We start from the raw sequence: 26,710 nt of genomic DNA, 5'->3' as shown, positions 1-26,710 counted from the left end.
GCTACGCAGTCCGACGGGAGCAAGCGCCCTCGCCACAGGGGGTTGTGTTGTTATTTGTGCTCCCGCCGGGGTCGCGAAGCTGCCCCGATCTTTGTTTGGAAGATTGGGGCTGCTACGCAGTCCAGCGGGAGCAAGCTCCCTCGCCACAGGGGGTTGTGTTGTTATTTGCGCGCCGCCTCCCATTGCTTGAGCAGGTCGTTGTAGCTCACGGTTTCGCCTTTGGGCTTCTCGTTGGCCAGTTTCGGCTTGGGCGCGCCCGGCTGGTCGAACCAGTATTGCGCATCGCGCTCGGGGTTCATTTTCGGGCCGCACACCGGCTGCACTTTGGAACGTTCCAGGCGTGTCATGATCGCGTCCTGTTCCTTGGCCAGGTTGTCCAGGGCCTGCTGCGGGGTTTTCTCGCCGCTGGCAGCGGCGGCGATGTTGCTCCACCACAGTTGCGCCAGGCGTGGGTAGTCCGGCACGTTGGTGCCGGTCGGCGACCACTCGGTGCGCGCCGGGCTGCGATAGAACTCCACCAGGCCACCGAGTTTCGGTGCCATGTCGGTCATGGCCTGAGAGTTGATATCGGACTCACGAATCGGCGTAAGCCCGACGATAGTCTTCTTCAACGACACGGTTTTGGAGGTGACGAACTGCGCGTAGAGCCAGGCGGCGAGTTTCTGTTTTTCCGGGGTCGACTTCAGGAAAGTCCAGGAACCCACGTCCTGATAACCTTTCTTCATGCCTTTCTCCCAATATGGCCCGACCGGCGACGGCGCCATGCGCCATTTCGGCGTGCCGTCGGTATTCACAACCGGCAGGCCCGGTTTGACCATGTCGGCGGTAAACGCGGTGTACCAGAAGATCTGCTGGGCGATGTTGCCCTGGGACGGCACCGGGCCGGATTCGGAGAAGGTCATGCCGGCCGCTTCCGGCGGCGCATAGGCCTTCATCCAGTCCACGTATTTCTGCGTGGCGAACACCGCCGCCGGGCCGTTGGTGTCGCCGCCTCGGGTGACGCTGGAGCCCACCGGGTGGCAATCCTCCACGCGAATGCCCCACTCGTCCACCGGCAAACCGTTGGGCAAGCCCTTGTCGCCGCCGCCGGCCATGGAGAACCAGGCATCGGTGAAGCGCCAGCCCAGGGACGGGTCTTTCTTGCCGTAGTCCATATGCCCGTAGATGCGCTTGCCGTCGATTTCCTTGACGTCTTCGCTGAAGAATTTGGCGATGTCTTCATAGGCCGACCAGTTCACCGGCACGCCGAGGTCGTAACCGTATTTTTCCTTGAACTTGGCTTTCAGGTCCGGGCGCTCGAACCAGTCGGCGCGGAACCAGTAAAGGTTGGCGAACTGCTGGTCGGGCAACTGGTAGATCTTGCCGTCCGGTGCGGTGGTGAAGGACAGGCCGATAAAGTCCTTGAGGTCCAGGGTCGGCGAGGTGAAGTCCTTGCCTTCGTTGGCCATCAGGTCGGTGATGGATTCGGTCTTGCCGTAGCGAAAGTGCGTACCGATCAGGTCCGAGTCGTTGACCCAGCCGTCATAGATATTCTTGTCGGACTGCATCTGGGTTTGCAGCTTTTCCACCACGTCGCCTTCCTGCAGCAGGTCGTGGGTCAGCTTGATTCCGGTGATTTCACTGAAGGCCTTGGCCAGCACCTTGGACTCATACTCGTGGGTGGTGAGGGTTTCCGACACCACGTTGATCTTCATCCCACGGAAGGGTTCGGCGGCCTTGATAAACCACTTCAACTCCTCCAATTGCTGTTCGGCCGTGAGGGTCGACGGTTTGAACTCGCTGCCGATCCATTTTTTCGCGGCATCTTCATACGCATCGGCCCAGGCCGAGGCACTCAAACCGCTGAGGGCCAGTACGGCGGCCAATGAAATGCTATGTCGCAGCTTATTGTTTTTATTCAACATAGAGACCTCCTGGTTGTTTTTTTAAGGGCACTAGCCCCAGCGCATCACACTCAACAGCCATACCAGGGAGAGCGCGGACGCCACCCAGATGCTCCAGTCGGTAACGCCGATGACCAGCAAATGCAGGTAGGCGCTGCCGAGAAGACCGATAAACAAGCGATCACCACGGGTGGTGCTGATCGGTAAAAAACCGCGCCGAGGGATGCTCGGCGAGCGCAGTTCCCAGGTGGTCATGCCCGCCAGGATCAGCGCGATGCCGCCAAAGAACAGTGCAGTGGGGGTGGTCCAGGCCATCCATTCCATCATCGATTCCTCTAGACCCGGCCCAGGGCAAAGCCCTTGGCCACGTGGTTACGAACAAACCAGATCACCAGCATGCCCGGCAGAATGGTCAACACCCCCGCCGCCGCCAGTACGCCCCAGTCGATACCCGAGGCCGACACCGTGCGGGTCATCACCGCCGCGATGGGCTTGGCATTGACCGAAGTCAAGGTGCGCGCCAGCAACAGTTCAACCCAGGAAAACATGAAGCAGAAGAACGCCGTGACGCCGATGCCGGAACCGATCAGCGGGATGAAGATCTTCACGAAAAACTTGGGGAACGAATAGCCGTCGATGTAGGCGGTTTCGTCGATTTCCTTGGGCACGCCGGACATGAAACCTTCAAGAATCCACACCGCCAGCGGCACGTTGAACAAACAGTGCGCGAGCGCCACCGCGATATGCGTATCAAACAGGCCGATGGACGAATACAGCTGGAAAAACGGCAGCAGAAACACCGCCGGCGGCGCCATGCGGTTGGTCAGCAGCCAGAAGAACAGGTGCTTGTCGCCCAGGAAACGGTAGCGCGAAAACGCGTAGGCTGCCGGCAATGCCACGCTCAGGGAAATCACCGTGTTCAGGCTCACGTAGTACAGCGAGTTAAGGTAGCCGGTGTACCAGCTGGGGTCGGTGAAGATCACCTTGTAGTTGGCCAGGGTGAAATCATGCGGAAACAGGGTCAAGCCGCCGAGGATTTCGGTGTTGCTCTTGAACGACATGTTCAGCAGCCAGTAGATCGGCACCAACAGGAACAGGATGTAGATCAGCAGTGGAATAACCTTGCGCTTGCTCATGTTGGCGGCCTCAGCGGTTGGCGTCGGAGTGGGTCATGGCGGTGTAGAACAGCCAGGACACCAACAGGATGATCAGGAAGTACACCAGCGAAAACGCCGCCGCCGGGCCGAGGTCGAATTGGCCCACGGCCATCTGGGTCAAGGTCTGACTCAGGAACGTAGTGGCATTCCCCGGCCCGCCGCCCGTCAGCACAAACGGTTCGGTGTAGATCATGAAACTGTCCATAAAGCGCAGCATCACCGCGATCAACAGCACGCTTTTCATCTTGGGCAGCTGGATATGTCGGAAAACCGCCCAGGCCGATGCGCGATCGATGCGCGCGGCCTGGTAGTACACATCCGGAATCGCCCGCAGCCCCGAGTAGCACAGCAGCGCCACCAGGGAGGTCCAATGCCACACATCCATCACCAGCACCGTGACCCACGCGTCCGCCGTATTGGCTGCATAGTTGTAGCTGATGCCCAGGGCGTTGAGGCTGTAGCCGAGCAGGCCGATATCGGCGCGGCCGAAGATTTGCCAGATGGTGCCGACCACGTTCCACGGAATCAGCAAGGGAATCGCCAGCACGATCAACACCAGCGACGACCAGCGCCCCTTGGTCGGCATGGTCAGGGCGATGGCGATGCCCAGGGGGATTTCGATCAACAGCACACAGGCCGAATAGATGAACTGGCGCAACAGCGAGTCGTGCAGGCGCGGGTCGAGCAGCACCTGTTTGTACCAGTCGGCGCCGACGAAGTAGCGGCTGGACTGGTCAAAAATATCCTGCACCGAATAATTGACCACCGTCATCATCGGGATCACCGCACTGAACGCCACCAGCAGGAACACCGGCAACACCAGCCACCAGGCCTTGTTGTTTTGCACCTTGTTCATGGCAGCACCTCCAGCAGGTAGTCGTCGGCGTAGAGCATCAGCCATTGCGCGGGGAAGCTGATGCAGGCGCGGCCTTCAGGCACCGGTTTATCTTCGGCCAGGCGCACTTTGAGCGTGGCGCCGTCGAGATTGAGGGTCATGATTTTGTAGGTGCCGAGGTCCTCCACATGCGTGACGTCGGCCTGCAAGGCGTCAGGGTTGTGCTCATCCCACACATGGATGAATTCCGGGCGAATACCCACCTGGAGTTTTTTGTAATCGGTGGCGGCGAGGCGTTGCTGCAAGGCGTCGGACAACGGCAAAGAAGTGTTGGCAAACCGCACACCGCCCGCCTCGGCCTGCACCTCGATCAGATTCATCCCAGGACTGCCGATGAAATAGCCGACAAAGGTGTGGCTCGGCCGCTCGAACAATTCGCGCGGTGTACCGAACTGCACGATCTGCCCGCCGTACATCACCGCGATTTTGTCGGCGAAGGTAGAGGCTTCCAACTGGTCGTGGGTAACGTAGACCATGGTGATATTGAACTGCTCGTGAATCTGCTTGAGCTTGCGCCGCAGTTTCCACTTCAGGTGTGGGTCGATCACTGTCAGCGGTTCATCGAACAGAATCGCCGACACGTCGTCGCGCACCAGGCCACGGCCCATGGAAACTTTCTGTTTTTCGTCGGCGCTGAGGTTGCGGGCTTTTTTGGTCAGCAGGTTTTGCAGGTCGAGGACTTCGGCGATTTCCTGCACCTTGCTATGGATTTTCGCCTCGGCCATGCCTTGGTTGCGCAAGGGAAACGCCAGGTTATCGAACACCGTCATGGTGTCGTACACCACCGGGAACTGGAACACCTGGGCGATATTGCGCTTTTCCGGGGTGAGGTCGTTGACCACTTGGGTGTCGAACAACACCTGGCCCTCGGACGGGCTGAGCAGGCCGGAAATGATGTTAAGCAAGGTCGACTTGCCGCACCCCGACGGCCCGAGCAAGGCGTAGGCACCGCCCTGCTCCCACACATGGTTCATTTCCCGGATCGCGTAATCCTCAGGGCCGCTCGGCGTAGGGCTGTAGCTGTGCGCCAGGTTCTGCAAATGGATCTCGGCCATCAGGCAACCCTCGCGATACGTCGCCCGGGGGCCTGGACCAAACGCCCCTGACCATCGAACACAAACAGTTTATGAGTGGGGATATACACACGGATCGGCGCATCGACGTCGTACTCATGCACCCCCGGCAAGTGCAGCACCAGCAGGAAGTGTTCGCTGCGCACATGCAGAAAGGTTTCCGAACCGCTGATCTCGGCAACTTCCACGGTCACCGCCAGTTCGAGGTCATCGTCGTTGCTCGGCACCAGGCTGATATGGCTGGGGCGCACGCCGAAGCGGAATTCGCCTTCGCCGATGGGACGCAGGTCAACATTGAGCGGGAAGTGCACGAAGTTGGCGAAACTCACTTCGTTGCCGCTGATGCGCCCCGGCATCAGGTTGATCGGCGGTTCGGAAAACAACTCGGCGGCCAATACGCTTTGCGGCTGGTGATAGACCTCGGCGGCCTTGCCGCTCTGAATCACCCGGCCTTCGTGAAGAATAGTGGTGGTACCGCCAAGGGCCAGGGCTTCGTTCGGCTCTGTGGTGGCGTAAATGGCGATGGTGTGGCGCGCCTTGAACAGTTCGCGCATTTCCTGGCGCAGTTCTTCGCGCAACTTGTAGTCCAGGTTCACCAACGGCTCATCGAACAGAATCAGCTCGGCATCCTTCACCAGCGCGCGGGCCATGGCCGTACGCTGCTGCTGGCCGCCGGACAATTCCAGCGGGTGGCGTTGCAGGAATTTTTCGATGCGCAGCATCCGCGCCGTTTCCAGCACCTTGCTCTGGATTTGCTCATGGGACACACCGGCCTGGCGCAGGGGCGAGGCGATGTTTTCGAACACGGTCATGGTCGGGTAGTTGATGAACTGCTGATACACCATCGACACGTTGCGCAAGCGCACCGGTTTTTGCGTCACATCCACACCGTTCATCAGGATGCGGCCGGTGTCGGGCTTGTCCAGACCGGCCATCAGGCGCATCAGGCTGGTCTTGCCGGACAGGGTGCGGCCGAGCAATACGTTGAAGGAACCGGCTTCGAAACGCAGGCTGGCGTCGTCGATCCAGGTTTGGCCTTCGACAACGCGGGAGACATGTTCCAGGGTCAATGACATGACACGACCTTTTTTATTATTGGAATGAATCTGGCCCGCTATCACAGCGAGTTTCGTGCCAAAAATGGCAAGTCCATGATTCACAACAACATAGGTTGAAAGGGACGTTCACCAGTGAACACGTGAACTGAACAACTGAACATTCAGGGGGTTGACAATGAACAGTTGTGAACAACACTTTATAGGCGCTGAAGATGGACTGATGACTCGGTCGCTCCAGGTAAAGCGTGCAAGACCCAACAACAATAAAAAGAAGGTCACACCATGGCCGAACCATTGGCTCACGACACCCTCATCCAGGAATCCTGGCGCCGTTGCCGCGCGTTCGGGCTGGATCACCAAAGCGTCCCCAGCTTCGATCAACTGCCCGCCGAGGGCATTCGGCAATTGCTGGAGAGCCAGCATTCACTGGTGCAGACCACTCACCAGGAAGTGTTGCCCTATTACGAAAACATCCTGAGCAATTCCAACTGCCTGATCATGCTGGCCGACAACCAGGGCCAGGTGCTGACGTCGTGGGGCACCCAGCGTTTTATCGAGCCCGGGCTGGCCCGTGGTTTCAGCGCGGGCGCCAGCTGGATGGAACGCGCCAGCGGCACCAACGCCATCGGCACCGCATTGGCCTGCGCCCAGGCCGTGCACATCGAGCACGACGAACACTTTCTCAAGGCCAACCGCTTCATGACCGGTTCGGCGGCGCCGATTTTCGACGCCCAACGCGAGATCATTGCGGTGCTGGATGTGTCCAGCGACAGCTACCTGCCGCCCTCCCACACCCTGGGCATGGTCAAGATGATGAGCCAGACCGTGGAAAACCGGCTGATCCTCAACCTGTTTCGCGGCGAGCATTTCCAGCTCACGTTCAACACCGGCCTGAGCAACCTCGACAGTCAGTGGGCAGGCCTGCTGATCTTTGATGAAAGCGGCCAGGTGCTGTCGGCCAACCGGCGCGCGGATAACCTACTGGGCATCAGCTTGTCGCGGGTGATGATCGACAGTTTGTTCAAGGTGTCGCTGCTGGAGTTGTTGAATCAGCCGGAGGGGCTGCCGTTCTCCCTGCAGGCGGCGGGACGCAATCGCTTCCAATGCCTGCTCAAACGACCCAGGCAGATGCCGGTACAGGCGAGAATGTTCAATGAACCCGCGCCGTCCAAACCGACCGCAGTCAGCCTCCAGACCCTGCATTTTGGTGATATGCGCGTGGAGAAAGCCGTGCGCCAGGCCGAACGCCTGCTTGAGAAGGACATACCGTTGTTGATCCACGGCGAGACCGGCGTGGGCAAAGAGGTGTTCGTCAAAGCCCTGCACCAGGCCAGCTCCCGTAGCCGACAGGCATTGATCGCAGTGAACTGTGCGGCCATTCCGGCTGAACTGGTGGAATCGGAACTGTTTGGCTATGAAAAAGGCGCGTTTACCGGCGCCAGTCAAAAAGGCAGCATCGGCCTGATCCGCAAGGCCGACAAGGGCACGCTGTTTCTCGATGAAATCGGTGATATGCCGTTGCCGACCCAGGCTCGGCTGCTGCGGGTGCTGCAGGAACGTTGTGTGCAACCGGTGGGCAGCAGTGAGGTGTTCCCGGTGGACTTGCGCATCATCTCGGCGACCAACCGAGCGCTACGGGAACTGGTGCAAGCCGGGCGCTTTCGTGAGGATTTGTATTACCGCATTGGCGGCCTGACCCTGGAACTGCCGCCGTTGCGCGAGCGCAGCGACAAGCAGGCGTTGTTCCAGCAACTGTGGCAGCAACACCGCGACCCCACCCAGTGGGCCGGGCTGAGTGCCGACGTGCTGAAGCTGTTCGAACAACACCCGTGGCCAGGCAATTTGCGCCAGGTGAGCAGTGTGTTGCAGGTAGCGTTGGCGATGGCCGAAGAACAGCCGATCCGCCCGGAGCATCTGCCCGATGACTTTTTTGTGGATTTGCACAGGCCGGCGCCGGAGCCTGCCTATGAGCGCATGGATGACAGCATCGACCTGACGCAACGCTTGAAGGCGGCGGGCGGCAACATATCTCACCTCGCCCGCGAACTCGGGGTGAGCCGCAATACCCTGTACAAACGCCTGCGCCGGAACGAAGGCTGAGTAGGCGCTCGCGCCTGCCGATGCGCCCTCAGCGCCAACGCCACGACACGCCGGTGTAGAGGCCACGGCCATCCGCCGGGGTGGAGCGGGCGACATCCAGGCCTCTGTCGTCATAGCCTGGCGTAACGGTATTGGCATAACGCCGATTGGTCAGATTGCGCAGGTCGACCCAGGCCTGCCAGTCCTGCCTGGGCGCATCGTAGCCGAACGTGGCGCCGAGGGTGGTATAGGCCGCGGCGTAGTAAGAATTGGCGTAGTCCACCGCCACCCGCGAGGCGTGCTCGGTGTCGAGGCTGGTGTAGAAACCGCTCGGGTGGCTGTAGCGCAGCTGCGCCTGGTAGTAGTGCTTGGGAATGCCGGGCAAGGTGTTGTCGCCGAAGCGATCATCGTCGCGGTAGTGGAAGTCGCTGAGGGTATAGGCTTGACGCAGCGCAAGCCGGCCGTTGCGACCGCCGTCCCACAGCGGGCTGAGCAGGCTCAGTTCCACGCCTTGATGCACGGTGGGGCTGGCATTGGCTTCGGCGACGATGGCATTGCCGGTCGCGCTCTGGGCCCGGGTTTCCACGGTCAACAGCTCGTGGCGGACTTCGGAGCGGTAGAGCGCCAGGTCCCACTCGCCGAGCCAGGCCTCACCGCGCCCACCCACTTCCAGGGTCGTCGCGGTCTGGTTGCGCAATTTCACGCCTTCGCGCTGCAAGCCTGTGGCCGCGCCACTGCCGGTACCGAAGTATTTATTGGAACCCCAGATCATCGACCAGGCGTGCGGCGGCTCCACCGAGCGGCTCAGGTTGGCGTACACCTGCAACTGCGGGGTGAAGTCATAGCGCAGGCCGATACGTGGCGCGTAGTCCCAATCCTGTTGGCGGGTCGGTGCCTGGCCGTCCGGATAGGTGACTTGGGTTTCGCGGCGGGTATAGATCGCGGCCAGGCCAGTGGTCAGCCACAGGTCAGGGACCAGCTCCAGGTCGTTGCCGATATGCAGCACGGTGTCGGAACCCAGGTAGGTGTAGTCACGGGTCTTGGTGCCGGGCGCGTAGCCCGCCGTATTACCGGCCGGGACTCGCACGTACTCCGAGGCGCCATTATCAGGCATCGCCTGAGTGGTGCGCAGGCCGATCGTGGTGGTGCTGTCGTGGCCGAACAAGCTGTCCTGGCGAATGTAGTTGAGGGTGCCGCTGACGTCGGTGTAGGCGACTTTCAGGCGATTGGTGCCTTCGCGCAGGTCCATCGGGTAGTCGTGATAGGCCAGCCCGACTTCGACCCGCGAAGCGTCATCCAATTGCAAGGTGGTCTTGTTGGCAAGCCAGGTGGACCCCGGTTGCAGGCGTTTGGAGTCGCGGGCGGCGTTGAGGCTGTTGGCGGCACGCGGGTCATGGCTGATCTGGTCGCGCGTGAGCTTGCCGGGGGTGTCATTGGTGGTTTCGCGGTAGCGAAAATAGAAGCGTGTTTCCAGGTTCGGGTTGAAGCGATAGCCGAAGTTGGCCGCGATACCCTTGCCGGTTCCGGCGCTCTGGTGCTGGTAACCGTCGGACGCTGAATCGGTGAGGCTGATGTAGTAATCGGCATCGCCAAGCACTTGGCCGGAACTGATCTCGCGCTGGGCGTAACCACGGCTGCCCGCCTCATAGCGCACTTGCAATTCAGGCGCGTCAAAACCAGTGTGGGTGACATAGTTGACCGCGCCACCCAGGGCCAATGCGCCCTGATCGAAGCCGTTGGCGCCGCGCAGCACTTCTACCCGGCTCTGCCATAGCGGGTCCTTGAGTTCATAGGGGGTGCCGCCGGGGCCGGTGAGCGGCAGGCCATCGAACATTTCATACAGCCCGGAGGCATGGGAGCCGGGGCTGCGGTTCAAGCCCGAACCGCGAATGGACAACTTGACGCCTTCGTTATTCGCCGCCTTGGCGTACACCCCGGCCTGGTACTTGAAGACATCCTCGTTGGTGCTCACCCGACCTTGTTGCACGCTGCCCATGTCGATGAAGTTAGTGCCGCCGGGTACGCTTTTGAGCTGTGCCTGGGCGATTTCGCCGGGGGTGGCCTGCGTCGCCGTGACTTCGACCGGCGCCAATTGCAGGTCTTCGGCCTGTACCAATGAGCTGAGGTTCAGGGCGGCGAAAAGAAGCGCAGGAGGTCGCAACAGCATGGACAGGTCCTTGGATATACGGGAGCGTGGGCGGCAGTGCCGGCACGCGAACAGTCATGGGAAGCCCCCTGCCCCCGCCAGGTCACGCGTGACTGAAGCACAGGCGCTTCCAACCTCCGTATCGGACCAGGATTATTTACTCACACGAGCACTGAGTGATCAGTCATTGCCCTGTGTGCCCGGCAACTCCAGCGTCTGCATAAGATCATCAGCGTCCGAACCCACGGGGAACCTGAAACCAGACATCTCCTCGGTGGCCAGAATTTCGCCAAGCATGTCGCGCAGTTGCGCCTCCGTGGGCGAGTCGCGCAGCAATTTATGCGCGGATAACAACACCTGCGAAGCGACCCCTTGAGCACTCGCAGCGTCGATGACAGCAAAAAGAATAAATCGCAGACGGATTTCGCGATCAGTAGGCCAAACCGTTTTTCGCTTACCCAAGGTAGGCACTCATGTTTAAGAAAAGTCCGAGGCTAGGGCTGACCGGGGGCGTGTTTCAAGCGGTGCAGAGCACGATAGGCAACTTCCTACAAAGGATAGGGAAACGCCGTACCCATTGGCCACGCCATGCAGCCGCGTGTCACTGCACGGGCAAGAAATTCATCAGCAACAGACTTTGCGCATAGTTGAGGCCAATGCGGCGGTAACGCTCATCGAGTATCTGAGTCAGCAGGTCCAGGCGCGCGACGATTTTGCCGAACTCCACGGCGAAACTGAGGTTACTGCCCTCCTCCGATATTTCATTGGAAAACAGCAGCAACACGCCATTGGCGTCCTGGCGCTGGCCGAGCAACCAAGTGGCTTTCTCGATATTGCGTGCGGCGTTGCTGACAAACTGCGGGTTGATCGAGTCGGTCACATAAAATTGTGTCCGCCCACCGTGTGCGGTCACGAGCATGCTGCCGATCGCGTAGATGAACGCCCCGACCCGATCACCGCGAAACTCCGGGCTCAAGGAGTAACTCAAGGCCGCCAGATCACGACGTTCCCCCAGCGCGGGCAATGGCTGCCGGTTTTCGATAGCCTGACGAATCGTACGCGCGGCCGTCACCGCATCCGGATAACCGGACTGGCGCCACTGGTTGGGGTTGCGCAGGTAAAGCTTGCTCATCAGCAGATAGAGGCTTTGCAGGTTATCGCGCATGCCCAGGGTGGCCATGCGATCAACGCTGGTTTGAAAAAACTCATCGGGCTTGCCATCGCTGAACTGTCTGGCAATGTCGCGCCCCTGTTGCTGGCTGCAACCGACGGCACACAGCGCCAGCGCGGCAGCCAGCAACAGCGGCCATCGGGTGATAAAAACAGTTAACGTTCGATCCATCGGTACCGGTCTATGGCTGTTGGCCACCCGTCGGAATCGGGTGGCTGGGACAGAGGTAGATCAGAAGAATGGAAAAAAGTGCAGCCGTGCGGGTTGAGATAAGCATTGGCCTACCCGCGGTTGCCGACCCAGCATTGGCTTGCCGGGTCAACGGTCCAGGCTACAGCAGCACCGTGGCAAGCATCCCCAAGGCACCCAGGCAGAAACCGATCAACGCGCCTCGCCCAGGCGCCTCATGAAACAGGGACCAGACCACTATCGGCTCAAGCAGCAGCAACGACGTGACTGAAACTACGGTGACAATCCAGATATCACCGACAGCAAGATATCCCAGCCAATAGGCGCCCAGCAGACACATCCCGGCAAAACACATAACCACAACGGGAAGCACAAATGCCTCCCATGAACCATTGCCTGTTTGCGCAAGCCTGGCAGTTATCACCTCACTGTAAATTGCACAAAACTCACCGACGATCATCAACCCTAGAGCAGAAACTCCGAGTAATTCTTTGGACATATCAAAAACTCCTTCGTATTCAACGCGCTATTTTTCAGCTCCCAGCTGGCAATGCCGCAGCCCAGGGAGTCGGTGCAGAGATACGAAGTGATTTTGAAAAGGCCTGAATTACCGAAATGCTTTGCCATGCTCATGTCCTTTCAGAGGGGGTGAAGCTTAGCGACCGAATAGGCGCGCGGGGTGATCATACTCAATTATTCCGCGACAGCGTGCGTATGGCGGGAGCGCATTAAACAATTTTACAGAAAATTTGAATTAGCAAGTTACCCGCTCGGTCAAGAATTATGAGCGCAGTAAATCTGACGAGGTAACAGAAATGACTATCCAAGCAGAGACACTCGTACAACTGACCGAAGCACTGAAAGAGCGCGGGCTGAATCTGGTTTCAGACGTTCACTTCACGCGCGCGCCCTATCGCCATAATCATCGCTGGATTTGCACGGTCGAGTGATGATCCATTCTGCCCACGGCCTGGCGCGACAGCCGGCCGTTGGCGCCCTGCATAAGCCTCGGCGTGCGCGAGACTTCTAAAGTCTGGTTCGGTTTCCGTGATTCAGAGTGCTGTTTCGCACAGCCTCCGTGGATCGCTTCGTCAAGGTCTCGGAAGCAACTCGGCCGCCCTCACACTCTCTGATTCGATCAAAACAGAGAGTACAAGGGAAGCGTTACGGTTAGCTGCAGCGGCCCAGCGGTAAATTTCAGCGGCGCAGCAGACGCTCAAGCACCAGCAGAGCAACCGCACCAATCGCGATTGCAGCCACTGGTTTTTCCTTAACGAATGTAGATACGCTGTCCAGCGCGTCGCCGTAGGCTTGGGTCAACTGACCAGCCGCTTGACGACCAGCGCCTTCAGCTTCCAGCGTCGAATCACCAAACAGTTTGCCTGCCGCGCTCTGTGCCTTGCCGGCGACCTTTTCTACAATACCTTCCACCTGTTCACTTTTCATGATTTACCCAGCCTTAGCGTGTGATTGGATAGCTCGGGCTCAACCCGAGCCAGCGACTTTCTGCACAGCGTTAGGGGGATGGGCGCCAGGATTAGTTCAAGTTGATGAGCTAATCATGTGCGCTATCCAGGTCTCGAAGCGGTTTCGCCAGCCAGTGGCAATGTGTCAGGTTTCCAGATTAAAGAGCCCCAACCGAGGCATGCGATCATCTTCAATTAATTCCCTGGGTTGGCCGTGCGCATTGCAAAGCTGCTCGTCGCTGGCCGGGCGTATATGAGCGCGAAAGCCCATGCGCAAACACGCATCGGCAACCGCTCAATAGCTGGCAGCGTTCGAATCAGCCTTTGGTTTTTCTTGGGTCTGCTGCGCGAGGAAAAGTGCGTTCCTCCTGGATCGTTCCGTCCTCTTTGTGAATCTTGAGCGAGGCCGTTTTGCCCTGAAGGAATTCACTGGCTATCGCCGTGATCTCGGCTTTTGTGGATGCTGTCTTGGAAGGACGTTGCGCGCCCTCTTTAACCAGCGCCCATAGTTTCTCGGTTTTCGTGATGTGGTAGTTATCCATTCGTACACCCGTGTGTTCAAGAGGCTTGTATCTGGTTGACCACCCGGCATCGCGGGAGTTTGAAAAACTGCACACGGCACAAGGATTGGGCTGTGCTTCAACTGAGTAATAGAACCCCACCCTGCGATAGGGGTCTGCTCTTGTATCAAAACCTCTGGAATACATCGAATGTCCGCGCAACATAACCTGGTCATACTCGCTCGGGGAGGCTACGCCGCTCGGGGTATGCTCTATTTCATCATCGGCGTCTTCGCACTGCTCGCAGCACAAGATTCAACGAAACCGAAAGACAGCCACAAGAGCCTGGAAGCATTGCTGAGCCAACCCTTTGGCTATTTTTTAGTGGGGCTTGTGGTCGCGGGACTTTTTGCATTCGCGGCCTGGCGCGTTCTGCAAGCTACGCGTGATGTCGATCATCACGGCAACAAATTCAAAGGGTTGGTCATTCGCGGTGGTCTGTTGGCGGGCGGGTTAGTCAACGGCGCTCTAGCGTTTTTTGCGTTAGGTTTACTCATCAGCGGCATTACAAGCTCGGGCAACTCCGGAGGGCAGACCAAAGACTGGCTTGCGCAGTTGTTGTCCTGGGATCACTCAAACCTGTTGGTGTACTTGATCGCCCTCGTGCCGCTTGGTGTAGGTATTGCGCACATCATCAAGGGATGGAAAGCGTCATTCGAGAAATATTTCGAGGCCGATGAAGACATCATGCGCTACGTCCGCCCGGTGTCTCGATTCGGCCTGATAGCCCGTGGAGTCGTTTTTTTAGAGATTGCACTGCTATTGGCAATCAGCGGTTCCAATTATCAAGCCATGGATCCACCGGGTATGAAAGAAGCCCTGGACGCGCTTCAGGGCCTGACAGGCGGATGGTTAATCCTAATCGTTATGGCATTGGGACTGATCGCCTTCTCGGCTTACAGTTTCTCTGAAGCTTTCTGGCGCAAGATCAATATGGATGTGCCGGGAGTACCGGGGCCACAGGGTTGAGCAAGCGGAGGCTCTTTTACCCAAGTGTGCAATGCTTTCGGAAGATGAGTTAGCCTCTGTCTACCGTAAGGCAGAACTACCATCTGCCTGAAATGCCCGGCATTCGTCGGGCTCCTTGAAGAAATTCAGCGAACCCGCTGAGCATATTTCTCCAAAACCAGTACAGGACACGTCTGTAATGCATGAGCGAATGAAATGGCCACTGACGCTTTATTTTGACGGTGAATGCCCACTCTGCGCTCGAGAGATTAAAATCCTGCGTGCGCGTGCATCACCAAATCGCCTCCGTTTTGTTGACATCAGTCATCCTGCCTTTGATGCCAAATCTGTCGATTTCACAATTGCGCAAATGGAGTCATCGTTACACGCCAGGTTCGGCGATGGAACGTGGGTCACAGGCTTGGACGCCACCCTCTGGAGCTGGCGAGCAGCGGGACTCGGAATCTGGGCTGCTCCCTTGTCATGGCGGCTGACCAGGCCGCTATTTAACCTTGGCTACCGCCTTTTTTGCCGCTGGCGTCCGCACTTGGCCTGGTTACCGCACCCTGATGGCAGCTCTCGCTGTCGGACCCAAAGCTGTAAACTTCCAGAAGTCGACCTGCCCGCGCGCGACCGGCCACTGACTGAAAAAGAGTTAACTACCCGTAAGTAAGTACCCAAAAAAAAGGGCCATCGCTGGCCCTTTTATATTCAAACTAAGATTATTTGTTCAGCCAGGATTCAACGGTGTCTGCACCATGCTTGGCTTTCCATTCCTTCAAGGTTTTGTGGTTGCCACCTTTAGTCTCGACCACTTCACCGGTGTGCGGATTATTATAAACCTTCACCTGGCGAGCCTTACGTGTGGCGTTTTTTGGCGCCGGTACGGTAGCGCGGCGGCCGGATTGTGGGTCAAGAAGGTTGACCACGTCTTTCAAGCTGTAGCTGTATTTTGCGAGCAAATCGCGCAGCTTCGTTTCGAATTCAATTTCTTTCTTAAGGCCGGCATCCCCTTTCAAGGCTTCGAGCGCCTGAAGCTGTTCGGCGAGATGTTTTTCCAGCCGGCGGAATTCTGCGAGTTTAGACATTTGGGAACCTCTTCTAGATGTGTTGTTACGTTACACCAAAAAGCCACGTACATGAATCCACAAGCGTGTGGACGCATGCCCATTTAATAAATTGAATCCCACGTGAGGGAACAAGGTCACTTAGTAGTGAGAGTAGAAGACGACAAAGCAACGGGAGAAATTTATGAGCCTTGCAATGGCAATCTTCAGCATCATCGCCGCATGGATGTCGATAGCAATTTCTATGTTGTGGGGGGTATTGAGGATCGTGGACCGGCACGCGCCTCGCTCAGAAAGACGACTTGGCTAGCCACTGCTGGAAATACCTGCCAGCACGGCAGGCGTTGCCTTTTACCGGAGCTGTGGCACGACCGCTTAACGAGCCCTTTGGAGCCCCATCGTGTATCCAACAACACCTGACAGCCGCTATTTCATCGTCAACGAAAAACTGTGGCGGTGCAGTAACCCTTCACTCCCCGAAGACCTCCGGCAGAGTTTGGTTAACGAACTTATGGATGCGCGTCGTGAAGTAAAGACAGCGAAAGCTTCAGGTAGCGAACGGCAGTTGAAAAGTGCGATGGCCAAGGTTCAAAAGGCCAAGGTTGATCTCGGTGAGCGCGGGCCGGTTTGGTGGGATGACGGTTCGCCCGACTTCAACCAATGCCATGTAAAAAATACACCCTATTTGCAGTGGTATACGTCTCTCGCTGCCAATCAAGCGCGATAACGATCGCGCAAAGGCTCGCCTGCTGATTGCTGTTTAGCCTTTAAAGAAAACCGCAATCTTGTTCCCGACAGGGTCTCGGAGGTACCCGACATAAAAGTCGGCGGTGTAAGCCTCTCGAATGCCAGGCTTGCCCGCATCAGTCCCGCCGTTATGTAATCCTGTTGTGTGAACCTCGTCGACCTGGCCTCTCGATTCGGCTCTCAGCGCCGGCATCATCCCGTTGCCTACCGAAGCCGGCTCGCCATCGAAAGGTCGCGCAATGTGGATGCTACCGGGCCCATTGGACTTGTCCAGCGCCTCAGGAAGCGAGAAACAGTAATGGCCTTCAGAATATTCCATCACATAGTTAAGTGGAGATAGAACCGCCTCGTAAAACCGAGCTGAGGCTTCCACGTCGTTGGCGCCAATGAACAGGTAGCTGAGCATGAGCTTTCTCCATTTCAACCAGCCGTTATTAATCGGCCTCGTGAGGTATGACAGCAGGGATAAGATGAAGTCCAATTCAATAAAGCTGCCGCACTGCGTAGATCGTCACTCCACATGACGCAGCCAGAGATGAGTCCGACCGGCGATCACGTGGGCGTTTGTGAAATGGCGAAAGCGCCATAATGCAGCTTGGTAGCATCAACGTTCGCTTTGCGCAGAGGAAACTTATCTGCAATGCGGGACTTCCAATCGCGAGATTCAGCGATCAAATCATGGAGTAGCCAGGTGGGTAAAAAGCAGATTGTATCGGTCAGTCAGAATTTCGAAGCGTCAATTTGGCGAACTGCTGACTGGCTAAATAAACCGAGCCTTTGTAAAACTTTTTCAGACGGTTCCCTGGAGGTGCTAACCGACTTCCAAACCGATTTCTGGCGTGAAACTCACTACGGGTTCATACGCGACAGCGGACATTTCTTGGGGTTCTCAACGTCAGGAGGCTTCACGGCTCAGGTCAGAGTTAACGCCGATTTTCGCGAGCTTTACGATCAAGCGGGGATTATGGTCCGGCTCGATGAACAGACTTGGCTCAAGGCAGGGATAGAAATTAATGACGGACGGCCAATGATCAGTAGCGTACTGACCCAAGGCCACTCGGACTGGGCGCCGAGTTGCTTTTGTGGCGACCCAAACGACTTTTGGCTTCGTATGACCGTGTCCGATGGAGCGATACGCGTGCAGTACTCAACAGACAGTGTGACTTGGCCATTGCTCAGGCTTGCACCATTTCCAGAGGCGAAAACCTATAGGGTTGGCCCTATGTGCTGTACACCGCAGCGTCAGCGGTTGAAGGTAAGGTTTTCTGAATGGTCTTTGACACGCCCCCTGGGGCGAGACCTGCATGACTTAAGCTAGGCCTATCGGTTCGCACGGGCCAATGATCTCATCGCACGCCCCAATCATCGAATCATCTTCAATCAGGGCGATAGCCCAGCATATGCCTGTCTTCTGGGAAACTATTTGTAAGCGGCTGGCGACTGCTTGCGCTCGCTCCTTCTCTTTGGCCAGATACTCTCTGCCCCTGACTCAAGCTTGGCGCGGATCCCTGGCGCTTAAGCCTGTTCAGAATTTTGCGGGCGCTGAGTTGGGCCGCCTCCCGCAGATAAGCCCCTAATAGAAGATCGCGAAAAAACCATGCAGAGATCCATCCCTTCGCGTATGCCCAAAACAACAACCGATGGTAGGTATCCCAAGCCATGCGTGAATGGCCACTTAGGTAACGTCGCAGGATTCGACCGTAGACGTCCTTAAAACCATAAATCCCAAGCTCAGTTAGCAATCGCTCCAGCTTGATCTTGGACTTGCCCGACTTCAGAGCAATACCAGAGAACAGTAAGCGTCCCGCTAATACACGTTGATTTCCGATATGGCACGCGAAGCAATGCCCGCTTCTTGATAGATGCTTAGTTGAAGGGATTAGTAATTATCGTGCCGGCAAAGCCAGCTCGGCGGGATGTGTCGCATTCTGCACTACTGATCTCTCCATCTCTTTGTTTTCCAGCATGATCCCGAATCGGCCAGACAGCTCCTTTCGTCCCTTGGATGTCAATGCGAGTGCCCGACTATCAAGGTCTTGGATAACCCACTTGCGGCTTATGACCGTCTTTAGAAAAGCCGCTCCGAGTGCACCGGCAAGATGAGGGCGCCGCATGCTCCAGTCCAGGCAGGAGCACGCGAAACAACGCCGCTGTGCCCTTACTTTTTCTATCTCGATACCGAGATCGGTCATGGCTTTTTCGCCGTTCATCGTAAGCTGATATATACGCTCCCCGGACACCGGCACGGTTAACCAGCCTGACTCCATGAAATGGTCATGCAGTTGTACAGCCAGTGTTCCTGCCATGTGGTCATAACAGGTGCGCGCGAACTGCAACCGGGTTGGGGTCGTGGACACATATCGGGTATGTGCGTTTTGGCTGATCACCATGAGGGCCTCAATAGCCTGGGCCACTTGCGCGTCAGCCAGACTGTAATAACGATGCCTGCCCTGCGTGTGCAACTTTACCAACCCCTCCTCTTTTAGCCTTGCCAAATGCGCGCTTGCCGTGGATGCACTGACGTCGGCAATGACAGCCATTTCGGTACTGGTACGGGCGTGGCCGTCCATCAGCGAACAAAGCATTTTCGTCCTCGCTGGTTCGGCAATAGCGCCGGCCACCCGAGAAATCGCGGTGTCATTGCTTTGAGCATCCATATTTCGTTCCTGAGCGAATCGTCACCTTGGAGGATGTTCGATAGTAGCCGTTCTTTGTGAACAGGACTTCCGGAATGACGCCTTTTGAAGCAGCTACCCATACTGATCCCTACATTTATTACTCAGGTCTCAGGCGACAAAACGGCCTGCTATTCGATGCAGATCTTCGCTTATGGATTGCAAGTAGTGCCAAGGCTGTCGAAGCAATTCTGGGGCATCCCGACTGTCGGGTGCGTCCGCTAAACGAGCCGATTCCTCCCGCGATCGCGCAAGGCGTGACAGGAATGATTTTCGGTCGTTTGATGCGCATGAACGAGGGCCCGCAGCACCTGTGCCCCAGGATGGCTATCGAACCTGCCTTGGCTTCTGTCGAGACAGATAGCGTCGCAGACATCGTGTCACGTGTGGTCGAGACCCTCGATAACCCGTTCGAAAACCTGGATGAGTTGATGTTCACGTTACCGGTATCCGTTATTGCCGCCTTGATAGGCCTTCCATCCAGCCGGCTACAGGAAGTAGCGAGGCTGACACGGGATTTTGTCGCCTGCCTGTCGCCGTTAAGCGACGAAATTCAACTCGGTGAAGCTAATTCCGGGGCCACTCGACTTAGTCAACTATTCAGCGCGCTGCTGAGTAACGAGGATGACAGTAGCCGCTTCTTGAGCCATATCTGGAGCGGATGCGAAGCCACCGCCTGGAGAGATCATGATGCATTGATCGCTAACCTGATCGGCCTGTTGTCACAGACCTGCGAAGCCACCGCAGGCCTGATCGGCAATACCCTTGTCGCGCTCCATCGTAACCCTGGTCTGATTAAAGACATGCAACCTACGCAGATGCTCGTTGCAGACTTGGTGGAAGAGGTAGCGCGCTACGACTCGCCCGTGCAAAACACCCGGCGATTCGTTGCGAAGCGATGCACTATCGGGGGCAGCGTTTTGGAAGCAGGTGATACCGTTCTAGTGTTGCTCGCTTCAGCCAATAGGGATTCTTACGCGAACCCAGACCCCGATAGCCTCTTGGTCAAACGAACGCAACGAAAAATCTTCAGCTTCGGCTCAGGACGACATGAATGTCCAGGCCAGCGACTTGCATTGACTATCGCTTCTGAGGCGATTTTGGCATGGCTGCATCGACAACCAGCCTCATCTGCTCATCCTCATCGTTGGAGTTATTTGCCCTCCCTTAATGGTCGCATCCCTCAGTTTTATCGTGATCAGGAAACTCAGCTATGATCGCAGTTATCTTTGAAGCATGGCCTCATGAGGAGCAATACCAGCGGTATCTTGACCTTGCCGCTGAGCTGAAACCATTGCTAGCAGAGCTGAATGGTTTCATCTCAGTTGAGCGTTTCCAAAGCCTAAGTTATCCAGGAAAAGTTCTCTCACTGTCATTTTGGCGTGACGAGGAAGCTATTAAGCGGTGGCGCGGCCTTGACCTACATCGGGCGGCCCAATTAGCAGGCAGAGACGTCCAATGCCGCCAGGCACTCACGCCCAAATGGCCGTCTCTGTATTGATCTCGGCGACCAAAGTAGCGTTGTACTGCCGCTGGCGGTGCAGGTCATCGCGCATTTTCGAGAACTCGAATGTCTTGGTTTCCAGTTCTTTCAGAACCAGCCGCGAAATTCGATACGTGCCGCAGTCGGAGCAGTCAACTAGCTCACCACGCTCACCGTCTTCGGACTGCTTCGCTTCCAGCCCGCACAGATAGCAATTCATAAATGATCTCCTATTGGCTGATACTTAGGAGATTCTTGCTTGGCTGCAGAAGTTTCAATTACCTGAGCTACGCACATTCGATAACTACCCGAGCCGGCGAATATCCCCTGTGCCCGCACAACATAAGCCCCCTCTTTCAAAATCCAACAGGAACTCGGCCTCAGCCTCAGCCTCAGGACGACGAGATCGTTTTCGACTTATTTTGTGGGCGCGGCGATGCGGATACACGCCGGCTGCGCGTCAGGGCATCGATCGCCTGAATGACTCATTCAACTCAGGCATTGCCGGGAAAGGATGCCTCCCCGCGCTCGGCAGCGCCGAAGGCAATCGCGTTACGGGTACTTACCGCTCGATTCGAGCGAGGCGAGTATTTCACCAGATAGGGAAGTCTTTTCAGAGCTTCCTCAACTGGCGAAAAACGCGCCCTGAAGTGAAGTCATTATTTCGCTTGGCGAAGCACAAGCTCCGACAGCCGGGTCTTCACTCGGAAGCAAAACTCACGAATTTGAAATTGATAGGCAGGCATAACCATATAGTTCAAATCGGAACCCAGTGAATCCTTAACTTCCATGTATTTAGCGGTCTTGCTGGCAATGGCCTGGTATTCCGCCTCGTACTTATCGTAAGACGCTTTGTTGTAAACCTTTAGAACATCCAGCTCTTTACGGCATTGCTCGGCGCGATTTTGGTTTAAGTTTGTCTCTGATTCCGCCTCTACGGCCGGCGGTGAGTAAGGAGTTGCGGCGTCAGCACTGGCGCTCGCAGATGCAGCCTTATATCGCGCAGGCGATTGTGCGGGTGCCGCAGGTGCGGCTTCAGGCGCTTCTTGCTGGACGACGGCAGGAGGTGGTGTCACTTCAGGTTTTTCTTGAGCTTTCGTAGCGCATCCCGAGAGGGCAATCCCTAGCACTGCAACGATGCCACACATTTTATTCATCGGTTTCACCAAACAGGTCATTACGGTTAGCTGAGTCGTTAGGTTCTGGGTAAAAGCCGTAACTCATTCAATGATCGAGTATGAATTTCTACCAGCCTCAAGGCGCTCAGCCTCTCTTCCTTGAGTGCGCAGATAAACGATGATAGTAAAAAAACAGCAAGGTGACGAGTAAAAGCTCGTCCGAAGACCGCAGGTTTGGATGGGGTAATTACTGTGGCACCAGGTTGCGCATACACGCCGAACAGCTGGAGGAGATCGCTGAAAGGACTGTCGGTCATGCTTTCGAGTACCTGCTGATCAACAGGCACGGGAAAGGATGATGAAAGGGATGTTGCGCCGTCGCCATACATGGCATGCGCGACAGCAACTGAAGAGGCTGAATTTCGCCCCCCTGCCAAATGCGGCAGAAACCTTCTCGAACTTCAGACACGAAAAAGCCCCGAGTCATCGAGGCTTTTTCGTTTAATTTGGCGGAAAACCAGGGGATTCGAACTCTTATATAAGGCTCAACCCACTCCTCCTCTTGGTGCCAAAATAATGCAGCAGACCGACCTAAGCCGCAGAGAAGAACGCCACTTTACCTGTAAGACGATTCGCCAAATCTGACAGCTCGATGCTAGCTGCCTCCACTTGGCGCGCGCCGTTGGCCGACTCAACAGCCGAGCCATGGATGCGGTTGATATTTTCAGCCACCTCATCGGTTACGTTACTTTGCTGCATGGAGGCACTCGCGATCTGGGCGTTCATATGACTAATAGCAGAAACCTGCTCACTGATCCTTTCCAACGCTTCCTGCGCACTGCGGGTTTGTGTGACCGTCTGGCTCACTAACTCGCAACTGTTGCGCATGGTTTGGGATGCCGTTTCGGTACCCAATTGGAGCGTCGTGATCATCTCCCGAATTTCCTCGGTCGACTGCTGTGTACGGTTGGCCAAAGAACGTACTTCGTCAGCTACAACCGCAAAACCGCGACCATGCTCTCCAGCTCTCGCTGCCTCGATAGCAGCGTTCAAAGCAAGTAAATTGGTTTGCGAGGCGATGGAGTTGATCACGTCGATCACTGTCGCGATATTTTCACTGTGTTTGGATACCTGGTTTACGGTAGCCGTCGTCTGCTCGAGGGTTACTGCCAGCTGTTCAATGGCAAGGGTGGTGCTCGCAACCAATTTGTTCCCACATTCCACTTCAGTATCAGCCAACCGGGAGGCATCAGCTGCCTGCGCGGCATATCCAGACACCTCATTAACCGTCGCTGCCATTTGCATTACGGCCGCGGCTACCTGCTCGGCTTCGCGGGTTTGTAAGCGGGTCTGCTCATTGTTAGCCGATGATGAGGCGGACAACTGGGTGGACGAGTGATTGACCTCTTGGGCCGCCCTACGTACTTGCTGAATAGTCTCTCCGAGATGGCCTAGCGCGTCTTTCAGGATGCCCATCACACTGCCGGGATAGTCGGTGGAAATTGTCTGATTCAGATCACCAGCGGCCAGTCGCTCGATAGCCAATGCGACGTCTGTGGGCTCGGCGCCCAGTGTGGATTTAACGAAGCGAATAATTACAGCCGACAACGTGATGCTCAACAGCAAAGCGATACCTGTCGCGATAAGCATCAGCATACTGAACTGGCTGGCGGTTGCCTGCACTGCGCCCAGCTTTGCCTTGATAGATGCTTCCTCGTAGTCGATCAATGCGTTTACGCGCTTTAGCCACTCACTGTAGTCCACAGACGTTTGAAGCATCAGCAGCGCCTGAGCTCCTGATATGTCACCAGCTTGGCGCAGGGAGATTACCGCTCTGGTGGAGTTAAGGGTTTGTTGTTCGATGTCCTTGATAGCGCTCAGTAATCGAATTTCCTCGCCTGTTACGCTTGCGCCCTTGAACAACTGATCCATCGGAGCCGCCGAATCGGAGTAGGCCTTTTCCAAGGCTGTGACCTCCGATAAGTGTTTTGCTAAATCCGTATCAGTCGTCACCAGCACAGCATCCCGAATAGCGATGGCTCTGTTATGGACGCTGCCTCGGAAATTGATGGCATAGCGCTGCACCTTTGCGGCATTTTCGCTTACATCGCCCAAGGTGGAGTCAATGAAAGCAACGCGCTGAATGCCGATGGCGGTTATCAGTATGAGCAGTCCCAGGATGGCTGCAAAACTAAGCCCTATGCGTGTGGCTAACGTAAGCGTTTTCTTCATGGCTAGCTCGGAATATGGCCTGTACAGGCCTTTGTTGATGGAAGACGCGAACGGCGCTACCAGCCCATCCCGCTTACGCCTTGACGATACGTCGACGAAAAATGGCCATCCAGTTAGCAAAACGCACCGCCATGATAGCGCGTAGCTATCATGGCGGTGCGTGCGTTCTGCAGTGGGCCTCGCGATTGTCTAGGGCGCTACTACGCGACTATGGCGTAAGCCTCCGGGGGAAGCCACCTACCTCGATCCCTGCGATGCCTGGATGTGTACGGCAACGTCTTTAAGCAGACTTTTGAGTAGGTACTCACCCCTCCCTAGCCCCATAAATTATATTCGCTAGCTCTTAAATCACTGTCGATTTCTCGGTGGAGACGTCGGGGGTAGTCAGCTTACGATAGCGCGATCTGCACCTGTCTTCTCTAACCGGGACACCACTGAATGGCGCCACTGAGTGCGGTTTCCGCAACCTTCACCAAGATAATGTGTTGGTACTCGCCAACGTGAGCGATGCTGGCAGCGCACGTATTGTCGAGAGCGTGGGGAGTAAGCCAGTCGCGACCAGCAGCGCGGCCGTTGCTTGGGTGCATGGATACCGAGATGGCAATCAACTTCCCCTAACTGCTGACTACTACAATCGAGTCAACGGTTCGAGTGCTTACAGCCCCCCTAATGGTCGATGTAGAAGGGGGCTATTTTGACAGTGCTCGCCAGCAAGGTTATACGGCCGCGCTTATCTGGCCTGAAAGCATCCAAGAGACTGTTGCGAAAAATCGCAGGCAAAAAAAATCCCGCGGGCGTTTGCTCGCGGGATTTATCTTCAATGTTTGGCGGGAAACCAGGGATTCGAACCCTGGGAACGCTATTAACGTTCGCCGGTTTTCAAGACCGGTGCATTCAACCACTCTGCCAATTTCCCTTGTGCATCACAGGATTATAGTCGCTCATCCCGTCTCAGCGGGCGCCATAATACCCGAATGAAACACACTGTCAAACTCTCCGCATAGCTTGTTACAGAGCGTCTGTTATGATCTTTGCGACTGAACGTTTCAAAACTGAAGGAGTGTCGCCATGCGCGAACAGAATTACGCAGTGAATGGCAACGCGCAGGCTGAGCAGCTTGAAGTCAGCCGCGTGTTGCGCAATACGTACGGCCTGCTCGCCCTTACCCTCGCATTCAGCGGCGTGATGGCTTACGTGGCCCAGCAGATGCGCGTCGGTTACCCGAATATCTTTGTCGTATTGATCGGCTTCTATGGTCTGTTCTTTCTGACCAACAAGCTGCGCGACTCGGCCTGGGGCCTGGTCTCGGCCTTTGCCTTGACCGGCTTCATGGGTTTTATCCTTGGCCCGATCCTTAACCGTTACCTCGGCATGGCCGGCGGTGCGGAAGTGGTCAGTTCGGCATTTGCCATGACCGCGCTGGTGTTTGGTGGGCTGTCGGCGTACGTGCTGATCAGCCGCAAGGACATGAGCTTTCTGGGTGGTTTCATCACCGCCGGCTTCTTCGTGCTGCTGGCGGCTGTGGTAGCCGGCATGTTCTTCCAGATCAGCGGGCTGCAACTGGCGATCAGCGCAGGTTTCGTGCTGTTCTCCTCGGTGTGCATTCTGTTCCAGACCAGCGCCATCATCCATGGTGGTGAGCGTAACTACATCATGGCGACCATCAGCCTGTATGTGTCGATCTACAATCTGTTTATCAGCCTGTTGCAGATCTTCGGCATCATGAGCCGTGACGACTGATTGTCAGCGCTAAAAAAATGCCCGGTATCGCGAGATACGGGGCATTTTCATTGGCGGGGCGGTAAACGATCAGTACTGGTTAGGTTCCATCTCGAGTTCGACCCCGAAGCGCTCGGCAATGTCCTGCTGAATACGCAACGCCAGCTCGGCAATATCCCGCCCGGTAGCTGAGCCATAATTCACCAGCACCAGCGCCTGCATTTTATGCACGCCAGCATCGCCGTCACGAAAGCCCTTCCAACCCGCCTTGTCGATCAGCCACCCGGCGGCGATCTTCGCTTGCCCGTCTGCCTGGGGGTAGGCCACCAGGTCCGGGTACTGGCTTTTCAGCTCGGTCGCCAGGGCCTGGGGCACCAACGGATTCTTGAAGAAGCTACCGGCATTGCCAAGCTCGGCCGGGTCCGGCAATTTTTCGCGGCGAATACTGCAGATGGCCCGACTCACATCCATCGGCGTGGCGGCGGTAATCCCCTGCCCGGCCAGGCGCTGTTGCACCGGGCCGTAGTCGAGTTTCAGGTGACTGGCGCGGCTCAGGGCAAAGCGCACCCGCAGGATCAACCAACGCCCGACTTCATGCTTGAACAGGCTGTCGCGGTAAGCAAACTTGCATTCGTCGAGGCTGAAATCACGCAACTCGCCCGTCCGGCGATCCAGCGCCGTGAGGCCGGCAAACACATCCTTGATCTCAACGCCATAGGCGCCGATGTTTTGCATCGGCGCTGCGCCGACTGTGCCGGGGATCAGGCTGAGATTCTCCAGGCCGCAAAAACCCTGTTCAAGGGTCCACAACACAAAGGGGTGCCAGGCTTCGCCCGCTTCGGCTTCGACCACCACGTGTACGCCATCATCGCGCAGCACGCGAGTGCCTTGGGTCGCCATTCGCAACACCAGCGCAGGTAAGTCCTGGGTCAACAGCAGGTTGCTGCCACCACCGATCACCAACAGCGGCACCGCCTGTGTGGCGGCATAGGCGATTGCCTCGCGGATATCGGCATCACTGTGAGCCTCGGCAAACAATTGGGC

The 26,710-nt window shown here is 56.7% G+C and carries 27 protein-coding genes, 1 tRNA gene and 2 pseudogenes; 10 read left to right on the top strand and 20 right to left on the bottom strand.

The genetic code is table 11. The features are described 5' to 3' along the window. Positions 1-161: 161 nt before the first annotated feature. The 6 genes from Q1V60_RS10285 to Q1V60_RS10260 are packed head-to-tail and all read right to left on the bottom strand — an operon-like array spanning position 162 to position 6,084. Positions 162-1,904 (bottom strand): ABC transporter substrate-binding protein, encoded by a 1,743-nt coding sequence (locus tag Q1V60_RS10285; RefSeq protein ID WP_300629962.1) that lies wholly within the window; start codon positions 1,902-1,904, stop codon positions 162-164. 30 nt (positions 1,905-1,934) lie between these two features. Beyond that, positions 1,935-2,207, bottom strand: a complete 273-nt coding sequence (locus Q1V60_RS10280; protein ID WP_003232363.1) for a DUF2160 domain-containing protein — start codon at positions 2,205-2,207, stop codon at positions 1,935-1,937. A gap of 11 nt (positions 2,208-2,218) precedes the next feature. Then, positions 2,219-3,019: a carbohydrate ABC transporter permease gene (locus Q1V60_RS10275; protein WP_300629956.1), complete on the bottom strand. Its 801-nt coding sequence runs from the start codon at positions 3,017-3,019 to the stop codon at positions 2,219-2,221. 10 nt (positions 3,020-3,029) lie between these two features. Next, positions 3,030-3,896 carry a sugar ABC transporter permease gene (locus tag Q1V60_RS10270; RefSeq protein WP_003174635.1) on the bottom strand — a complete coding sequence of 289 codons (867 nt, stop codon included), beginning with the start codon at positions 3,894-3,896 and terminating at the stop codon, positions 3,030-3,032. After that, on the bottom strand, positions 3,893-4,990 hold the full coding sequence (locus Q1V60_RS10265; RefSeq protein WP_300629952.1) for an ABC transporter ATP-binding protein: 1,098 nt from the start codon (positions 4,988-4,990) through the stop codon (positions 3,893-3,895). Before Q1V60_RS10265 ends, Q1V60_RS10270 begins: the two co-directional genes overlap by 4 nt. Next, the gene (locus Q1V60_RS10260) at positions 4,990-6,084 is read right to left on the bottom strand and encodes an ABC transporter ATP-binding protein (RefSeq protein WP_300629950.1); all 1,095 of its coding nucleotides are present in this window, start codon (positions 6,082-6,084) and stop codon (positions 4,990-4,992) included. The genes Q1V60_RS10265 and Q1V60_RS10260 overlap by 1 nt, the downstream gene beginning before the upstream one ends. A 264-nt stretch (positions 6,085-6,348) precedes the next feature. On the opposite strand from Q1V60_RS10260, the gene Q1V60_RS10255 reads away from it, so the two are divergent. Further along, a complete protein-coding gene (locus Q1V60_RS10255) occupies positions 6,349-8,166 on the top strand; it encodes a sigma-54-dependent Fis family transcriptional regulator (RefSeq protein ID WP_300629948.1) in 1,818 nt (605 codons plus the stop codon). 28 nt (positions 8,167-8,194) lie between these two features. Here the strand turns inward: Q1V60_RS10255 and Q1V60_RS10250 are convergent, their stop codons facing one another. The 4 genes from Q1V60_RS10250 to Q1V60_RS10235 all read right to left on the bottom strand — a co-directional run bounded on the left by Q1V60_RS10250 (position 8,195) and on the right by Q1V60_RS10235 (position 12,111). Beyond that, on the bottom strand, positions 8,195-10,312 hold the full coding sequence (locus tag Q1V60_RS10250; protein ID WP_300629946.1) for a TonB-dependent receptor: 2,118 nt from the start codon (positions 10,310-10,312) through the stop codon (positions 8,195-8,197). Positions 10,313-10,471: 159 nt separating this feature from the next. Beyond that, complete coding sequence (locus tag Q1V60_RS10245; protein WP_300629944.1) at positions 10,472-10,753, bottom strand: hypothetical protein; 282 nt, start codon at positions 10,751-10,753, stop codon at positions 10,472-10,474. A gap of 139 nt (positions 10,754-10,892) precedes the next feature. Continuing rightward, positions 10,893-11,633: a hypothetical protein gene (locus Q1V60_RS10240; protein ID WP_300629942.1), complete on the bottom strand. Its 741-nt coding sequence runs from the start codon at positions 11,631-11,633 to the stop codon at positions 10,893-10,895. Positions 11,634-11,793: 160 nt separating this feature from the next. Then, complete coding sequence (locus Q1V60_RS10235; protein ID WP_300629963.1) at positions 11,794-12,111, bottom strand: hypothetical protein; 318 nt, start codon at positions 12,109-12,111, stop codon at positions 11,794-11,796. Positions 12,112-12,466: 355 nt separating this feature from the next. On the opposite strand from Q1V60_RS10235, the gene Q1V60_RS10230 reads away from it, so the two are divergent. After that, complete coding sequence (locus Q1V60_RS10230; RefSeq protein ID WP_256657537.1) at positions 12,467-12,601, top strand: hypothetical protein; 135 nt, start codon at positions 12,467-12,469, stop codon at positions 12,599-12,601. A 247-nt stretch (positions 12,602-12,848) separates the two neighbouring features. On the opposite strand, the gene Q1V60_RS10225 is transcribed toward Q1V60_RS10230, so the two are convergent. After that, complete coding sequence (locus Q1V60_RS10225) at positions 12,849-13,097, bottom strand: CsbD family protein (protein ID WP_300629939.1); 249 nt, start codon at positions 13,095-13,097, stop codon at positions 12,849-12,851. Positions 13,098-13,434: 337 nt separating this feature from the next. Then, a complete protein-coding gene (locus tag Q1V60_RS10220) occupies positions 13,435-13,659 on the bottom strand; it encodes a DUF2188 domain-containing protein (RefSeq protein WP_300629936.1) in 225 nt (74 codons plus the stop codon). Between the two features lie 168 nt (positions 13,660-13,827). Here Q1V60_RS10220 and Q1V60_RS10215 point away from each other — a divergent pair, with 168 nt between their 5' ends. Next, entirely contained in the window at positions 13,828-14,646 is an 819-nt protein-coding gene (locus Q1V60_RS10215; protein WP_300629933.1) for a DUF1206 domain-containing protein, read from the top strand. Between the two features lie 178 nt (positions 14,647-14,824). After that, positions 14,825-15,298 carry a DUF393 domain-containing protein gene (locus Q1V60_RS10210; protein WP_300629931.1) on the top strand — a complete coding sequence of 158 codons (474 nt, stop codon included), beginning with the start codon at positions 14,825-14,827 and terminating at the stop codon, positions 15,296-15,298. A gap of 49 nt (positions 15,299-15,347) precedes the next feature. On the opposite strand, the gene Q1V60_RS10205 is transcribed toward Q1V60_RS10210, so the two are convergent. After that, positions 15,348-15,713 (bottom strand): histone-like nucleoid-structuring protein, MvaT/MvaU family, encoded by a 366-nt coding sequence (locus tag Q1V60_RS10205; protein ID WP_300629928.1) that lies wholly within the window; start codon positions 15,711-15,713, stop codon positions 15,348-15,350. 379 nt (positions 15,714-16,092) lie between these two features. Between Q1V60_RS10205 and Q1V60_RS10200 the strand changes: the two genes are divergently transcribed. Then, complete coding sequence (locus tag Q1V60_RS10200; protein ID WP_300629926.1) at positions 16,093-16,419, top strand: hypothetical protein; 327 nt, start codon at positions 16,093-16,095, stop codon at positions 16,417-16,419. Between the two features lie 33 nt (positions 16,420-16,452). On the opposite strand, the gene Q1V60_RS10195 is transcribed toward Q1V60_RS10200, so the two are convergent. Then, positions 16,453-16,845, bottom strand: coding sequence for a VOC family protein (locus Q1V60_RS10195; protein WP_300629921.1), 393 nt, complete (start codon positions 16,843-16,845; stop codon positions 16,453-16,455). Between the two features lie 285 nt (positions 16,846-17,130). On the opposite strand from Q1V60_RS10195, the gene Q1V60_RS10190 reads away from it, so the two are divergent. Further along, positions 17,131-17,757: a DUF1349 domain-containing protein gene (locus tag Q1V60_RS10190; protein ID WP_300629918.1), complete on the top strand. Its 627-nt coding sequence runs from the start codon at positions 17,131-17,133 to the stop codon at positions 17,755-17,757. Positions 17,758-18,325: 568 nt separating this feature from the next. Here Q1V60_RS10190 and Q1V60_RS10185 read toward each other — a convergent pair. After that, entirely contained in the window at positions 18,326-19,096 is a 771-nt protein-coding gene (locus Q1V60_RS10185) for a winged helix-turn-helix domain-containing protein (RefSeq protein ID WP_300629917.1), read from the bottom strand. A 74-nt stretch (positions 19,097-19,170) separates the two neighbouring features. Between Q1V60_RS10185 and Q1V60_RS10180 the strand changes: the two genes are divergently transcribed. Further along, a complete protein-coding gene (locus Q1V60_RS10180) occupies positions 19,171-20,331 on the top strand; it encodes a cytochrome P450 (protein WP_300629915.1) in 1,161 nt (386 codons plus the stop codon). Further along, a pseudogene (locus tag Q1V60_RS10175) lies at positions 20,328-20,564 on the top strand (antibiotic biosynthesis monooxygenase family protein); the annotation flags it as partial. The gene Q1V60_RS10180 and the pseudogene Q1V60_RS10175, both read left to right, overlap by 4 nt. Before the next feature lie 22 nt (positions 20,565-20,586). On the opposite strand, the gene Q1V60_RS10170 reads toward Q1V60_RS10175, so the two are convergent. The 3 genes from Q1V60_RS10170 to Q1V60_RS10160 all read right to left on the bottom strand — a co-directional run bounded on the left by Q1V60_RS10170 (position 20,587) and on the right by Q1V60_RS10160 (position 23,947). Next, positions 20,587-20,817 (bottom strand): hypothetical protein, encoded by a 231-nt coding sequence (locus Q1V60_RS10170; protein ID WP_300629913.1) that lies wholly within the window; start codon positions 20,815-20,817, stop codon positions 20,587-20,589. A 439-nt stretch (positions 20,818-21,256) separates the two neighbouring features. Then, complete coding sequence (locus Q1V60_RS10165) at positions 21,257-21,763, bottom strand: hypothetical protein (protein ID WP_300629911.1); 507 nt, start codon at positions 21,761-21,763, stop codon at positions 21,257-21,259. 543 nt (positions 21,764-22,306) lie between these two features. Continuing rightward, positions 22,307-23,947, bottom strand: a complete 1,641-nt coding sequence (locus Q1V60_RS10160; protein WP_300629910.1) for a methyl-accepting chemotaxis protein — start codon at positions 23,945-23,947, stop codon at positions 22,307-22,309. A 434-nt stretch (positions 23,948-24,381) separates the two neighbouring features. Here Q1V60_RS10160 and Q1V60_RS10155 point away from each other — a divergent pair. After that, a pseudogene (locus tag Q1V60_RS10155) lies at positions 24,382-24,646 on the top strand (isocitrate lyase/phosphoenolpyruvate mutase family protein); the annotation flags it as partial. Positions 24,647-24,772: 126 nt separating this feature from the next. On the opposite strand, the gene Q1V60_RS10150 reads toward Q1V60_RS10155, so the two are convergent. Then, positions 24,773-24,863 (bottom strand) — tRNA-Ser (locus tag Q1V60_RS10150). Between the two features lie 152 nt (positions 24,864-25,015). On the opposite strand from Q1V60_RS10150, the gene Q1V60_RS10145 reads away from it, so the two are divergent. Next, on the top strand, positions 25,016-25,687 hold the full coding sequence (locus Q1V60_RS10145) for a Bax inhibitor-1/YccA family protein (RefSeq protein WP_053256786.1): 672 nt from the start codon (positions 25,016-25,018) through the stop codon (positions 25,685-25,687). Positions 25,688-25,756: 69 nt separating this feature from the next. Here Q1V60_RS10145 and murB read toward each other — a convergent pair. Then, a partial coding sequence (murB, locus tag Q1V60_RS10140; RefSeq protein ID WP_300629902.1) for a UDP-N-acetylmuramate dehydrogenase occupies positions 25,757-26,710 on the bottom strand: 954 nt, incomplete at its 5' end.

The organism is Pseudomonas sp. (assembly GCF_030147005.1).
Classification (GTDB): Bacteria; Pseudomonadota; Gammaproteobacteria; order Pseudomonadales; family Pseudomonadaceae; genus Aquipseudomonas.
The sequence above is the reverse complement of the archived record's forward strand: the minus strand, read 5'-3'. Positions and strand labels throughout refer to the sequence as shown.